The organism is Bacillota bacterium (assembly GCA_009711825.1).
In the GTDB taxonomy this organism is placed as follows: Bacteria; Bacillota; Proteinivoracia; order UBA4975; family VEMY01; genus VEMY01.
In genome coordinates this window covers 57,817-71,019 of record VEMY01000050.1, presented here as the reverse complement: position 1 = coordinate 71,019, position 13,203 = coordinate 57,817, and the positions used below count along the sequence as shown (strand labels likewise).

Below are 13,203 nucleotides of genomic sequence, written 5' to 3'. Positions count from 1 at the left end.
CACTGCGAAAACGAGCGATGGTGGCGTGATCGGGTGCCGACGCTCGGCCAAAGAGATACATGAAGTTAACATCTCGGCGGCAGGCTCGCTCTAGCTCACGGCTTGAATAAATGCCGTTCATGTATCCATATACCAGTATTTTAAATAGACTTTCTGGCGATCTCTCGATTCTCCCTAGCCGGGAGTACGCAGCGTGTAATTTACCATAATCAATCCTTTCAAGCACTGCGCTGAGTAGCCTCACTGAATCGTCCTCCGGGATTAGTTCACCGATATCCATGGGTATTACCAGTTGATATACACTCCCGGTTGATGTATACTTTGGTTGTAAGATATTGTTTGCCATAACTATATTTTACACCAAAAGACGGCTTCTGGATACTACCAGTCGCCGTCTTTTGTGTTTTTTTCAGAGGCCGCTAGTGCGACAGCCCCTTATTCTATGGTTTTTTGCCGGACTATTCCAGAATCGCTCGGGTTTCGCCAATCTTCGCCGCCGGACCCTTCCGAATATCCAGATTCAAAAACAGTACTGTCCAGACTACGGCGATGAAACTCATCAGCAAGTAAATCGCAAAAACGTAGATTAACCCGAGGAGCGGCTGCATAAATGCAAACATGCTGAGTAATAGCGTCGGAATAAATGAAAGGGCAGCACCGAGCCAAATAATTACGGCCGCAGAAATCATTGTCAAAACGATGTATCCCAGCATCAACCACCAGCGGCCGCTGACTATTTCCTTGCTATATGACAAGGCGGCAAGGAAATCCCGTTTGCGCAAAGCCACCGCATGTAGACAAAATAACCAAAACACGCCAAAGATAATCGCCGGCACAATCAACAGTAACGAGAGGCCAAAAATAAACACAGTCAACATCAGTGAAGTCCCGATGTACGCAGGCAATCGTGCCCAGACCACGCCCCAGACAGCGAACCAGTCTGTATAACTGTTGTCAATGGTCTTTGCAATAATAACCATCAGCGAAAGGAACATCAAGCCGGAAAGGACAAGGGGCACGATGGCATCCAGGAGTGTGGCCCACAAATCTTCACCAGGAACCCCCGGAATCCAAGCTGATTGTCCGTAAAACCAAATTGACTCTGCAACCGCCACCAACAAAAGGACTGTGGCAATCGGCACTAACCGATGAACGAAAAGGCGACTGGCTATCCGCAGCACACCGCCGATATCCATATCATCAGAGACGATACATCTATAATCCATTATTTCCCTCCCCTTCACCGAGCTGCTCAACCTCTAATCCCGATGCCAGCGCACCGGAAACTTTGACAATCCCTGTTAATTTCCGGGCCATTCCCGCAGCCGCTGCCTCTTGCCGTCGCAGCTGGGGCGCATAGACAAAAAGCCAAAGCAATGCCGCCCCAATCATCCCGGATAGTGCACTATAGGCAGTGCTGACCGGAATAAAATAGGGCAACGCTATCCCAAGTACAATCAGGCAGCTGCTTACAATCAACCCCTTGACGTGTAGACCATACCCGGTTTTAATCCAAGCCAGCCGCTGCGCCAAGGCAAAATCTTGTTCTTCAGCTGTCATACTGTTGACGAAGAAATCATTAACCACCAGCGCCGGTGCTTTAAACGGCCGCCAAAATGCCGCCGCCAGCCTGCCGTTTCCCAGGGAGACAATAAGTTTAGCACCGATATCAACTCCGAGCTGGGAACCCCAAAAATTAATCTTGGCGATAACCTGAGGATTATGTAAATCCCTGCCCCCAAGCAATCGGTATCCTACAGGCGCCAGGAACACGGGCAAAATCACCGAGGCCGCCATATACAAGCCGAGAGCCAGCCACAATGATACCCCGGCGACAAGCGGCCAGCCAAGCATACCCAAAGAGAACACCAGCAGAACCAGCGCACCGAAAAACAATGATAGTAAATTGTCGACACCATCGCTGGTGGCAACACGATAATCCAACCAGGAACTGTAAACAAACAAATTAAAACCAAGGAATATAGCAATAACAACCACCCAGTTTTCACCAATTCCAGTCCGGGCAAAAAGATAATCGAAAACATACGGCCAGCCCACGACAACCATAGAATGGGCTGCCAGCAAACTGATCAGGACATTGACAGCGATTAAGAGGCGCCGATACCGGATGCTGAACTTACGGTGCACAAACAACAACGCAACAGCCCAAGCCATAATCAGATAACCGGGCAAAAACACCGGCCATGCCCACCTTAGGTTCAAACTCATGCTGGCGACCAACACAGATGGATTTCCGTGAGGAATTTCCCACCATACTTCTGTATCCTCAACTCCTTTGACAGCCAGAGGATTGCCGTCAACATCAGCCGCGGACAAATTATAAGCAAACACTCCAAACGTACGTCGCATCACAAAAAAACCTGAGAAATCCAGGCCATGCTGGTCTGCCAACAGGTTGAGCCTGGACAAATCGGCGGTATACGTTTTGTCCCTTCCCAAGGAGTCTATCAGCCTAGGCGCCTGAACGCTGATTACCTGGACATCGCCGACAGTGTTGGTATCGCCCAATGCCGCTTGCGGCCCCGCCAGTTCCAAAGTTGTTTCAACAAACGGTTGCGACTCCAGGGCGGCAGGCAAAAACAGTATTAATTCATGCCCCCGGGCAAAATCCAGTACCACCTGGAGTTCGCCCCATTCTTGCTCTGCATCAGACAGAGCCCGTGCTCCGGAAGGTATCAACAGGACAAATGCCATAACTAGTAGTAAAATTATAAGTTTTTTCATTGCACGGCCTCCTGCTATTAGTACCTAAAACAATTCCACCATTACAACAGGTTTTCCTGCTCAGGCAAACAAAAAAGGGGCAAAGCCCCTAAATCCGCGCATCCAGCCAGGCCAAAAGATCCGCCAACACCCGAGCGCGATCTGCTTCCAATTCATTATATACTTCATGCTTCAACCCCTGATAGAGGTGTAGCGTCTTATCCTCTGCCTGCAGATTCTCAAACAGAGCCCGCTGACCGGTGAAAGATTGATCAGCGCTGCCGCATTGAAGCAATACTGGCAGCGTCAGAGTTGATATCGCCGCAGTTCCCTGAGTAAGGGCTCGCTTCATTTCTGCCGCCAGGCGGAAACTAAGACGATCAAAGACAAGCGGATCCTGTCGGTATGCTTCTACCACTTCAGAATCTCTGCTGATAAATTCCGGAGGAAGGGGAAATTTTATTGTGCTTGCGGGCGTCAGTTTGCTGAGAAGCGCCGCAAAGAAGTCCAACCCCGGTTTGTTCAATGGCGAAGCAAATCCTGTCCCTGAGAGGACATACCCGCGTAAGTGACTACCGTACTTAGATACATAATTCATGTTGATAATACTGCCCATAGAGTGCCCGAGACAGAAGACAGGTATATCTGGAGTACCAGGTCTAACAATCTCGTCCATAAACCTTGCCGTGTCCTCAACATAATGGGAAAATAAATCCACATGTCCGCGCACACCCTCACTCTCACCATGGCCACGGAGATCAAAGGCATACACAGAATAACCAGCGGGCACCAACTTGTTGATTACATTACCGTAACGGCGAGCGTGTTCGCCATAGCCATGAATTATCAGCACCACCGCTTTCGCCTGCCGCTCCGGCAGCCAGCTATACCAGGAGAGATTGAGACCGTCCACCCCCAACAAACGTCCCTGTCGCATATTCACGTATTCATCCTCCCCTCAATTTAGCCACCGGCAGAGAGAAATCGCAGCCGGTAGTCAGCGAGAATACGACCGCTATTTGCGCCCGAAATGCGCAGCTTTGTTCTGGTTATAGCGAGTGCTCCCATATAGACGACCTGTTCAGCATCAACTTGGACCTGCCACCCATCTCCCCGAAAACAATTCTCTTCTCTGTTTGAAGCCGCTTCTGCAAAGTAAGCAATCAACCTAGCGCGGGGAATACCACTTTCAACAACTATCTCCCCCATTTAACCACCAGCAACCGGCGGAAACAGGGCTAAAACCGTATCTTGGTGCAGCACCCGTTGCTGCCGGGCACAAAAATTGTAATTTACCCCGTCCACTATCACAGCGCATTTCCGGGCCAAGGCCTCGGCGTCACGCCCATAGTGCTCCCGGATATAACGAAATACAGAGCGTAGACTACTTACATCCGCCCCTTCCCGTGTACACCCGGTGTAGCTACGCAGTTCGCCATAATACTCAATAATCGCCATCGGAAATCCCCAGCTGGCTCAGCTTGGCGGCAGTGGGCGCGCCGGCTTCATCCCACCCCCGGTTCCTGTAATAAGCCGGCAACATATCCGCCAAGGGCACAATAGTTTCTTCCCGCTCCGGGATCTGGGGTGTACTCAAAAAGCGCTCATTTAACATATCATCGTCAACCTTCAGCCCTTCCCGCAGGTTAAACACGCGCTCCAGATTATAGCCCGCTTCACCGGCCCGGAGAAAAGCGCCCAAGTTCATCTTGATTCCGGTTACATACTGAAGCGCCTTGGGATAGGGAACCAGGCTGGTGTTTATCTTCATCAGACTGGGCTTGCGATTAACAGGTCCCAGCATAATTGCGCTTCGCTCCAGGGTTTTACCCATCATCCGGGCAAGGGCGCCACTGGGGCGCATACGGTGGAGGCTGTTGGGAAACAACGCCATGGATGTAAACAGACAGACGCCGGATAATGAAATTGCTTCCATCATATTCTGCATTAACACCGTCAGCGCCGCTTTTCCCTTAGCAGTTTGAGGATTTACATTCACAGGCCCTAGGGCTTCCAAAAACACCATATAACCACCGTTTAGATGACATGCACCACGGTTGGAAGTGGCGTAACCAAGCCCCAGCCCCACCGAACGACGGGGGTCATATGCAGGCAATTCCATTCCTTTCACGTGGGGAGCAAATTCAGCGCCCCCATATTTTTCCGCCAGCCAGCGGCTGCCATTGGCCAACTCCTCACCGGGTCCACGTCGATGTGCGATATCCTCGATCAATGCATTGATATTGTCAGTTTTGCCAAACTCCACGCAGAGGTCAGCCAGTCCCCTGGCCTGCAGTTCCATGGCAAAACCCAATGTCCCACCAAGGGAGATTGTATCGAGCCCCATCAAATCGGCCGTATAGTTCCAACGACCAATAAGTTCAAGGTTATCATTATCCAAATTGGCCCCCAATAGGCCAACAGTTTCGTACTCCGGACCCTTAACTTCCCGGTCTCCAATCATTTGCCGACGGCCACAGCGTATCGGACAGGCAATGCACCCGAAATTACGGGTAAGGAGTGTTTCTGCATAGCGCTCGCCAGAAATATTTTCGGCACCTTTAAATGAGGAATCTGAAAAATTGCGCACCGGCAACAGCCCCACAGTGCTTCCTTTGCTGATAAATCCCATGGTGCCATAGCGGGGCAGTGCTTCGCCGGTCAATTTATTGGCCCGAATACGTTCCAACCAGCGGCGATTAAACTTCCGGAACTTCTCCGGTTCTGACATTGGAATATCCGCTGTTCCATGGGCGATAACCGCCTTAAGATTCTTAGCGCCCATCACAGCACCTACACCACAGCGCCCGGCAACCCGTTCCTGGGACACAATACTGGCGTAGTGAACCAAATTTTCTCCCGCCGGGCCGATGACCAGTTTTCCCGCCTGCCGGGGCAGCATTGCCTGGGTTTGCTCGGTATCCTTGCCCCAAAGTTCACGGGCATCATGAAATTTAACGCCGGCCTCGCTGATCTCAATATACACCGGTTGTTCCGCCCGACCGCGGATAATTATGCCGTCCCAGCCCGCCTTCCGCAGTTTAAAACCAAAATTCCCGCCGCAATTGGAGCTGGCAATGCCGCCGGTCAAAACATTCTTGGTGGTGACATTAAACCGCCCTGAAGCAGGGGCGCCCGTGCCGGTGAGGGGCCCGGTGTTAACAATTAGCGGCATTTCCGGCGCCAACGGATCAAGACCGGGCTTGGTTTCTGCCAGCAAAATCCGGGCTGCCAATGCCTTTCCGCCCAAATAAGTGCGATAAAACATTTCTGAAACCGGGTAGGACTCGGAAGTCTTTCGAGTCAAGTCCAACAATAAATAACGTGGCAAACTCATCTGCTCACCTCCAAAATTGATGCCAGATATTTCTTTAATCAATTATATCATACGCGCAAGCGCTTAAATACCGCCCTAAATAATAAAATCTCCCCGCTGTTGACGCAGGGAGCGATATCAGGGCCTAATGATAAAATCATTAGGATTCAGCGATGGTTCGCGGTACCGGGGACGTCCGCCTTCCCTTAGACCCATGAACTCTACCGCCGCCCTAGGGCAAAGTTGAACACAACGCAGGCACTGTTCACATTTTCTGCCCCAAACAGGGAGCTTGCCTTCAATTACTATATTGGCCGCCGGACAAACACGCCGACAATACTCACAGCCGTTGCACTTATCAGTTACCCGAAACCCGCGGGCGCTGAGCCCCAGAGTAGCCCAAAAACCCATATTTGCCAAACGACTGAACACATAAGCAGGTAAAGAAACCTCAGGTGCGAGCAACTTTTCCTTATTTACCCTGTTGGCAAATTCCCGGACGTCCCCCACAGCAGCGGCCAGCAAACGCTCCGAATCCTTGGGTACGCGGCCCATGGGGTAATTATTCGGTAGTGTAAACGCCCGGGCACCGATAACTGTGCACCCCTTGACGGAAAGTATTTTGCGAGCGTGGGCGAGCGCGACTCCAGGGTGTTCACCGCCCATGGTGGCTATAAGCACTGCCCGCTGGTTAGATACAGGCAAGCTATTTATAAAACGTGCCACCAAGCGTGGCATCCCCCAACCGTAAACAGGATAGCAAAACACCAGCACCTGGTCGGCGGAACCCTGCACAACACCTCCCACAGACATGTCAATCAATCTGACCGTCGCCCCCTGTTGCCGCAAGACGGCGGTTGCAGTGCGGGCAAGCAACCAGCTATTTCCTGTGCCCGAAAACCAGTATACCAGGTATTCCCTGGTCGCTTTTCCAGCGGAAATACGTTTGGAGTTAGCCAACTTTGCTCAGCGCCATTTCCAGAACCGAATCCGCGTCCTTAATTGTCTCCGAGACCTTGACAGTAATCACCTTTTTCCCTTCAAATCTTTCCGGTCCGGAAATCTCAGTGTCAACAGCCAAAATAACAATGTCAGCATTCTCCACATCTTCGGCAGAAAGCTGGTTGATTACGCCCAGCCCCCCCTGGGTCTCAACCTTGATCTTAATACCTCTGGCCGCTGCCGCTTTTTTCAGCGCTGTCGCCGCCAAATAACCATGGGCAATTCCCACGATGCACGCTGTAACCGCCACAATTTTCAATCCCCTCACCCCTCAAAAATTTATGACCAAAACCTCTATAGGCAATATTATACAAGTATATTGGCCGAAAACATATACCTTTCCTGCAAACCCGGGGGCTCACAGCGAACACCTTCCCTTGTTAATCGCTTACCGTTATTTAGTTAACTTAGTTAAGCAACGGCAGCCGGGAACAAAAAAACCTGCACATCCGTGCAGGCAAACCATTCTTAGCGCTTTTCACCATAGAAGAAAATCGCAACACAACCTTGGCCGGTATGGGTCCCGATAACAGAACCGATTTCACCAATAATTACATCCTTAGCCCCGTATTTCTCCCGGAGCAAATCGGCTTTTTGTTTTGCCAACTCCGGTTCCCGGACATGGCTGACACCCATTACTTGACCCTGCAGATTCACGCCCTGCTTTTCCAACTCGGTGTCCAGCAGCGCCAGCGCACGCTTTCGCGAGCGAACTTTGGTCAAGGGCATAATTTTCCCTGCTTCCAAATGCAAAACGGGTTTAATATCCAAAAGCGTACCCAAGCCGCCTTGCAACTTACTAAGTCGTCCACCCCGGACAAGGTTTTCCAGCGTATCAATAGTAAAAATCGACCGCAGTCGGTCCCGCTTTTCTGTAACCGCTTCTACTATCTCAGGCAGCTCTTTACCCTCACTGGCGAGGCTGGCGGCCTCGACGGCCAACAGTCCTTGTCCAACCGAAGCAGCCAAAGTGTCAATGACCTCAATCGTTCCCTGACCTTCCAATTGTTGCTTGGCAGCAACTGCACTCTGGTAAGTGCCGGAAAGCTGCGATGAGATGGTCAGACAGAGAATGTCCTTACCCTGGTCCAACAACTCCTCAAACACACTGACAAAGTCACCGGGGGTAGGCTGGGATGTCTGAGGCAACTCTGATTCTGAAAGCAGTCGCGGATAAAAACTGTCGGTATCCAATTCCACACGGTCCTTAAATGTCTTTCCGCTCCAATTGACATAAAGGGGCACAATCTGCAAGCTCAACTCTTCGCACAATTCTGCAGGCAGATCACAGGCACTGTCCACAACAATAACTAGCTTGGACATTTTCACAACTCCTTGCACTTAATAATTATTATTAGGAAACAACCCGCCGGCAGGCGGGGATGTTATTCTTTGTCCAGAATCGCTTCAGTAGGACAGGCCTCCTGGGCTTCTCTGGCCTCTTCTTGCAAATCTTCGCTGATTTCTTCTACAACAACTTCCGCTTTTTCGTCATCATTCCATTCGAAGACATCAGGACAGATACCGATACACACGCCACAGCTAATACACAAATCTTGGTCAACATACATTTTCATACCAAACCCTCCTTTTCTCAGATTTTAATATAGCCAGCGGTCCAAAGTTTATACGACAACCCTATTTTATATCATTTTTTGGTAAATAAAAAGGGGAATATGATAAACTATACATGATGCAGGAGGTGTAGTAATGAATGAAAAAGCAGTTGCCGTCGCCCTTTGGCAGGACGGTGGCAGTATCAAGGAGCATATCAGTCTTAAAGAACTAACCGCTCTGGCAAAGACCGCTGAAGTTGAGATTATTGAAGACTTCATCCAACATCGGGACCGGCCGGACCGACGCTATTATCTCGGCCCAGGCAAGGTAAACGAAATCGGTATTTATCTTGAAGAGAATCAAGTTAGCACAGTTATTTTTGATTGTGAACTATCGCCGTCCCAGGTTAATAATCTAGAAAAAAAATTGTCGGCAAAAGTCATTGACCGCAGCGAACTTATCCTCGACATATTTGCTCGCCGGGCCAACACCAAAGAGGGTAAACTGCAGGTGGAACTGGCCCAACTCCAATATCAGCTTCCCAAGTTAGTGGGCCAGAGGCGGGATTTATCCAGACTGGCCGGCGGCATTGGCACCCGCGGACCGGGCGAGACCAAGTTGGAAACGGACCGGCGCCATATCCGCCATCGAATAAATGTGTTAAAACGGGAAATCAAGGCGCTGGAAAAGCATCGCAGCTTGATTCGGCAGCGTCGCCAGCGGGCAGGTGTGTTTCAGGTCGCCCTTGTCGGTTATACCAACAGCGGTAAATCAACTTTGCTCAATTCTATAACAGCTGCTGACACATATGCCGCCGACGCTCTCTTTGCCACCCTTGATCCCCTTTCCCGCCGTTTGGAAACGGACCAGGGCCCTTTGGTTATCAGCGACACCGTTGGCTTCATCAGCGGCCTGCCCCATCACTTGATAGCAGCTTTCAAAGCCACCCTGGAAGTGGCCGTGCATGCTGACCTCTTGGTGCATGTTGTCGATGTCGCCGAGCCGGAAGCGCATCTACGCTTGGCAGAGGTTAACGCCGTCCTTACCCAGTTGGAGTGTCAGGATAAGGACCAGATCATTGCCGCCAACAAAATCGATTTAGTAGACAATCTTGGTGAGTTGGCATCCCTGTTTCGGGAAGCCCCTCCCCATATCCCCATTTCCGCCAGCACAGGCAAAAATATTCCTGCGCTTAAAGAGGCAATTATCGCCAGGATGAATCCGCGGATTTTTCTGCGCGCCCGCCTACCGCTGGAAATATACCGCAAGATCAGCCGCAGCCAGCCCGGGCAAATAACACCTATAGAATTTAGCCGGGAGCACGTAATAATTGAAGCGCGCTTGCCTCGGGAACTGGCTGAAAGCTTAAGCGTATATGAAATTTAAACGGGCCCACACGGCCCGCTTTTTGCTATCTCAATCGGAAGGGCAGGATGGCAGCGTTGCCCAAACAGCAAACCAATGCTATCAGCAACGGCCCGACCAATGCAATAATCATCATATTTCTGCCAATCTCCCGGTTTCGCTCCAGGGGATTGGTAAGCAGTATAATCCCTCCGATAATCCCGACCAAAAACACAAATAAGCTAAGGATATAGAGTAAAAACGCAACACCGTCATCCAAACGGCCTGGGATCATAATCACTCATAATTAACCTCCTATGCACCGACGATATTACGCGCCAGATTCATAACTAGGATAAACAGCCCATATGCTGTCAAAGCCCACAGCCAATCCCGGCCTAGTCTGGCAAAAATCAGCCGGAGGATGCCAAAATAGGAAATGGCCAGCAGCAATCACCAGGGCCCACAACCACCAACTTGCAGGTTTCGCAAGATAAACACCGCCTCCAACCACCAGGCCCGCCGCCACAAGTCCAGATAAATCCAGCCAGTTCAAACTCTGCCCCGGAACCGGCCGCGGATCATCGTTAACCAGGGGCAAACAAAACAGGGGCAGAACGCAATCCATTAACATACCGGTAACTAAACGCAGCAGATTGGTGGACTCCCGCAATCCCAGATAGGAGGTCAACCCATCCCAGGCCAGGGGAAGCATAGCAATGCCAGCAAGATACTGACCGACAGCAAAGGCAAAGTCCGGCGTTTATCGGGGAAAAGAACTAAGCAAAGGTGACTGATTAATACACCGACGAAAATTCCTGCGCACCGGGCACAGACAGGCAGCTGCTCCCCAACAGTCAGGCTGCGGTCAGAGAACTGATGACAGACGGCCCTTCCTAAATAAACTATCAGTTGACGCATTGATCAGATACTCGCCAGCAATTCTTGGGGAATTTGCCCCCAGAAGAGACCGGCAAACGCCAAGATTCCGCATATGCACAGTAGGACGAAAATAACCAATGAGTAGATTAGCAGCCACTTGCCGAACCTACGGTTTTCCGGCAGCGGGTTATTTATGAGAATAATCCCCACCAACACCCCGACAATTGGCACGAAAAAGCTGAGGACGAAAAGCAAAACTCGCAAACCGCCGCTGAGGGGACTGGCACCGCCTCCAACATTATCATCGCACTCGGTCGCACTCGGAGTGGCCAGACCCTTGATTAAACTCCTGATCCACCTCATCCCACCCCTTCCTCTACTTTAGTCAAGATTAACTTGGCCGGTGGTTGGTCCAATCAAACGCAATCGCGCCGGGAGCACCCTAAGCGTTGTCGGCAGAGCCGGTCCCCATTCACCATCAACATCTGTAGCTATATCATCGGGGCCAATTATCTCCAAACTACTGGCCTGAGTATAGACAACGCTGGGGTTATTTTGATGTTCACCCCGCAGCACGCCCCAGAAGACGCCGGCCATCTCCGCCCAGGAACACTCTCGAACAATAATAATTTCCAGCAAACCGTCATCAAGGCGGGCCCGGGGGGCGAGATTGCGGAAGCCACCGGCACTGCCGCCATTGGTGGCCAAGAATAAGAGGCAATTCAACTCGAGATTTAATTGGCCACGAACACGCAACCTGAACGGTGTAATCCGGGGCAGATTCCCCACCCCGTGCAAATAGTAGGCGAGCATTCCTAACTGATTTTTATAACGTCTTTCCACCTCATGGGAAGTGCGGGTCAATTGTCCGGCACTAAAGACATTGACAAAGCAGGAGTCGCCGGCAAAACCAAGGTCAATTGGCTGAATCATTCCGGACTCCAGGTGGGAGAAAAGGTTGTTTATATCCGTATCAAGACCCAGAAAATCGCCAAAATCATTGGAAGTGCCATAGGGCAGCAAGCCAATGGGCAGATCAAGGTCATGCTTGACAAATGCGCTTGCCACCATTTGCAAAGTCCCGTCACCGCCGGCGGCAATAACCACTGATTGGTCATCGAGACCGGCAAGCATGTTCTCCGCATCGCGGCGGACCCCGCCCAATCTATAAAAACTTACCTGAAAACCATGCTTTTGGGCAGTGCCAATCAATTTGTCCATCTGGCCGGCAAACTTGCCCCGCTGGGATTTAGGATTGTAGACAACATGCAATCTACGCAACCGGCACCCTCCCTCGCTAACAATTATTTACTCAACTTTCCCACTAGGGAAAAGCAATATGAACCTTGAAAAATGAATATATAGAATCACGCATATAGTGGTCAAAACAAAGGAAAACCACCTCAGTTATGGTATAATTGAATCATCTCAAACACAGTCATACCAGTCGCTTCGGAGGTTTTTCATGTCTAAGATTATATCAGATTCAGCTTACAATGAACAGGTTTTAAACACACAGATTAATCTTTTCTTCAAACGCTACATTAGTTCTAGTTTACTTAAAAGATGTGGTTTTTACAAAACCAGTGGCATTAGCTGCATGCTTTTACTCAAAACATTGTTTAGTCTGGTTTTTAACCATAAGAATTTGTGGCGAACACTGCAGACCGACGATTCATTACCTTTTGCCAAAAATACAGTCTATCGTTTTCTCAACCAACAGACATTCCACTGGGAGAAATTTCTATTATCTGTAGCAGCTAAAATGGTCGCGTTTTTCAACACGCTGACTGACGATAACCGCGCGACGGCACTGGTAATCGATGACTCGCTTTATAGCAAAAATCGTAGTAAAAAGATTGAACTACTTAGTCGTGTCTTTGATCATACAAGTCATAAATTTCAGAAAGGCTACAGAATGTTAACGATCGGCTGGACTGACAAAAATCAGCAGCGAAGAAGCGGTGCGTATTTATGGAAAACGTTGGGATATCGAAGTTTTCTTCAAAATGTGCAAGTCATATCTGGCACTTAGTAAAGAATCACAGGGCCGCTCCTATGAAGCACAAATTGCTAGCACAAGTATTGTCTTCTTGCGTTACATGATGATTGCTGAATCTGTAAGGCTTGAGCATGATGAGAAAACGTGGGGTGAAATATTCTTTCGCCTTTGTGATGAAATCAAAGATATCGAATATGCTAAAGCTGTGAAACTTCTGATCGATACCATGATTGACATGCTCAGAAACTCTACAGTCTTGACAGAAGATCAAGCTCAGGCGCTCATTGACCAGTTCATCGGCGCACTGCCGCTTTTTCTCAAAGAACGTTTGCAGCTGGTTGCGTGATTATATTCATTTTTCAAGGTTCATCACCAC

Annotated in this window: 19 protein-coding genes; 3 read left to right on the top strand and 16 right to left on the bottom strand. The window is 49.9% G+C overall.

Going from position 1 to position 13,203, the window contains the following annotated elements; all coding sequences use genetic code 11:
- The 11 genes from FH749_13725 to FH749_13675 all read right to left on the bottom strand — a co-directional run.
- Positions 1–346, bottom strand: a 346-nt coding sequence (locus FH749_13725; GenBank protein ID MTI96511.1) for a transposase, incomplete at its 3' end; no start/stop codon positions are given.
- Between the two features lie 112 nt (positions 347–458).
- The gene (locus tag FH749_13720; GenBank protein ID MTI96510.1) at positions 459–1,226 is read right to left on the bottom strand and encodes a hypothetical protein; all 768 of its coding nucleotides are present in this window, start codon (positions 1,224–1,226) and stop codon (positions 459–461) included.
- On the bottom strand, positions 1,216–2,745 hold the full coding sequence (locus FH749_13715; GenBank protein ID MTI96509.1) for a hypothetical protein: 1,530 nt from the start codon (positions 2,743–2,745) through the stop codon (positions 1,216–1,218). The genes FH749_13720 and FH749_13715 overlap by 11 nt, the downstream gene beginning before the upstream one ends.
- Before the next feature lie 88 nt (positions 2,746–2,833).
- Positions 2,834–3,667 (bottom strand): alpha/beta hydrolase, encoded by an 834-nt coding sequence (locus FH749_13710; GenBank protein MTI96508.1) that lies wholly within the window; start codon positions 3,665–3,667, stop codon positions 2,834–2,836.
- Positions 3,668–3,687: 20 nt separating this feature from the next.
- Positions 3,688–3,933 (bottom strand): hypothetical protein, encoded by a 246-nt coding sequence (locus tag FH749_13705; GenBank protein MTI96507.1) that lies wholly within the window; start codon positions 3,931–3,933, stop codon positions 3,688–3,690.
- Positions 3,934–4,182: a MoaD/ThiS family protein gene (locus tag FH749_13700; GenBank protein ID MTI96506.1), complete on the bottom strand. Its 249-nt coding sequence runs from the start codon at positions 4,180–4,182 to the stop codon at positions 3,934–3,936.
- Positions 4,169–6,061, bottom strand: coding sequence for an aldehyde:ferredoxin oxidoreductase (locus tag FH749_13695; protein ID MTI96505.1), 1,893 nt, complete (start codon positions 6,059–6,061; stop codon positions 4,169–4,171). Before FH749_13695 ends, FH749_13700 begins: the two co-directional genes overlap by 14 nt.
- Before the next feature lie 117 nt (positions 6,062–6,178).
- Positions 6,179–7,000 (bottom strand): hypothetical protein, encoded by an 822-nt coding sequence (locus tag FH749_13690; GenBank protein MTI96504.1) that lies wholly within the window; start codon positions 6,998–7,000, stop codon positions 6,179–6,181.
- Positions 6,993–7,301, bottom strand: coding sequence for a PTS fructose transporter subunit IIB (locus FH749_13685; GenBank protein ID MTI96503.1), 309 nt, complete (start codon positions 7,299–7,301; stop codon positions 6,993–6,995). The genes FH749_13690 and FH749_13685 overlap by 8 nt, the downstream gene beginning before the upstream one ends.
- A gap of 209 nt (positions 7,302–7,510) precedes the next feature.
- Entirely contained in the window at positions 7,511–8,365 is an 855-nt protein-coding gene (locus FH749_13680) for a DegV family protein (protein ID MTI96502.1), read from the bottom strand.
- Between the two features lie 62 nt (positions 8,366–8,427).
- Positions 8,428–8,619 (bottom strand): ferredoxin, encoded by a 192-nt coding sequence (locus FH749_13675; protein ID MTI96501.1) that lies wholly within the window; start codon positions 8,617–8,619, stop codon positions 8,428–8,430.
- A 133-nt stretch (positions 8,620–8,752) separates the two neighbouring features.
- Here FH749_13675 and hflX point away from each other — a divergent pair, with 133 nt between their 5' ends.
- Positions 8,753–9,985: a GTPase HflX gene (gene hflX, locus FH749_13670; GenBank protein ID MTI96500.1), complete on the top strand. Its 1,233-nt coding sequence runs from the start codon at positions 8,753–8,755 to the stop codon at positions 9,983–9,985.
- Between the two features lie 25 nt (positions 9,986–10,010).
- Here hflX and FH749_13665 read toward each other — a convergent pair whose 3' ends face one another.
- The 5 genes from FH749_13665 to FH749_13645 are packed head-to-tail and all read right to left on the bottom strand — an operon-like array spanning position 10,011 to position 12,133.
- Positions 10,011–10,244: a hypothetical protein gene (locus FH749_13665; protein ID MTI96499.1), complete on the bottom strand. Its 234-nt coding sequence runs from the start codon at positions 10,242–10,244 to the stop codon at positions 10,011–10,013.
- A gap of 30 nt (positions 10,245–10,274) precedes the next feature.
- Positions 10,275–10,658 carry a DUF2085 domain-containing protein gene (locus tag FH749_13660; protein ID MTI96498.1) on the bottom strand — a complete coding sequence of 128 codons (384 nt, stop codon included), beginning with the start codon at positions 10,656–10,658 and terminating at the stop codon, positions 10,275–10,277.
- Positions 10,631–10,864: a DUF2085 domain-containing protein gene (locus tag FH749_13655; GenBank protein MTI96497.1), complete on the bottom strand. Its 234-nt coding sequence runs from the start codon at positions 10,862–10,864 to the stop codon at positions 10,631–10,633. Before FH749_13655 ends, FH749_13660 begins: the two co-directional genes overlap by 28 nt.
- A 3-nt stretch (positions 10,865–10,867) precedes the next feature.
- Entirely contained in the window at positions 10,868–11,188 is a 321-nt protein-coding gene (locus tag FH749_13650) for a hypothetical protein (GenBank protein ID MTI96496.1), read from the bottom strand.
- 18 nt (positions 11,189–11,206) lie between these two features.
- Positions 11,207–12,133: a YegS/Rv2252/BmrU family lipid kinase gene (locus FH749_13645; protein MTI96495.1), complete on the bottom strand. Its 927-nt coding sequence runs from the start codon at positions 12,131–12,133 to the stop codon at positions 11,207–11,209.
- A 157-nt stretch (positions 12,134–12,290) separates the two neighbouring features.
- Between FH749_13645 and FH749_13640 the strand changes: the two genes are divergently transcribed.
- Both FH749_13640 and FH749_13635 read left to right on the top strand, forming a co-directional pair.
- Positions 12,291–12,860, top strand: a complete 570-nt coding sequence (locus tag FH749_13640) for a transposase (GenBank protein ID MTI96494.1) — start codon at positions 12,291–12,293, stop codon at positions 12,858–12,860.
- Entirely contained in the window at positions 12,790–13,173 is a 384-nt protein-coding gene (locus FH749_13635; protein MTI96493.1) for a hypothetical protein, read from the top strand. Before FH749_13640 ends, FH749_13635 begins: the two co-directional genes overlap by 71 nt.
- The last annotated feature ends 30 nt before the right edge of the window (positions 13,174–13,203 follow it).

Bases quoted from the DNA above. Each gene is read 5' to 3' on its own strand.
- FH749_13715 (MTI96509.1), bottom strand. From the start codon at position 2,745: ATGAAAAAACTTATAATTTTACTACTAGTTATGGCATTTGTCCTGTTG.
- FH749_13660 (MTI96498.1), bottom strand. From the start codon at position 10,658: ATGCTTCCCCTGGCCTGGGATGGGTTGACCTCCTATCTGGGATTGCGG.
- FH749_13650 (MTI96496.1), bottom strand. From the start codon at position 11,188: ATGAGGTGGATCAGGAGTTTAATCAAGGGTCTGGCCACTCCGAGTGCG.
- FH749_13695 (MTI96505.1), bottom strand. From the start codon at position 6,061: ATGAGTTTGCCACGTTATTTATTGTTGGACTTGACTCGAAAGACTTCC.
- FH749_13680 (MTI96502.1), bottom strand. From the start codon at position 8,365: ATGTCCAAGCTAGTTATTGTTGTGGACAGTGCCTGTGATCTGCCTGCA.
- FH749_13640 (MTI96494.1), top strand. From the start codon at position 12,291: ATGTCTAAGATTATATCAGATTCAGCTTACAATGAACAGGTTTTAAAC.
- FH749_13675 (MTI96501.1), bottom strand. From the start codon at position 8,619: ATGAAAATGTATGTTGACCAAGATTTGTGTATTAGCTGTGGCGTGTGT.
- FH749_13720 (MTI96510.1), bottom strand. From the start codon at position 1,226: ATGGATTATAGATGTATCGTCTCTGATGATATGGATATCGGCGGTGTG.
- FH749_13700 (MTI96506.1), bottom strand. From the start codon at position 4,182: ATGGCGATTATTGAGTATTATGGCGAACTGCGTAGCTACACCGGGTGT.
- hflX (MTI96500.1), top strand. From the start codon at position 8,753: ATGAATGAAAAAGCAGTTGCCGTCGCCCTTTGGCAGGACGGTGGCAGT.
- FH749_13655 (MTI96497.1), bottom strand. From the start codon at position 10,864: ATGCGTCAACTGATAGTTTATTTAGGAAGGGCCGTCTGTCATCAGTTC.
- FH749_13705 (MTI96507.1), bottom strand. From the start codon at position 3,933: ATGGGGGAGATAGTTGTTGAAAGTGGTATTCCCCGCGCTAGGTTGATT.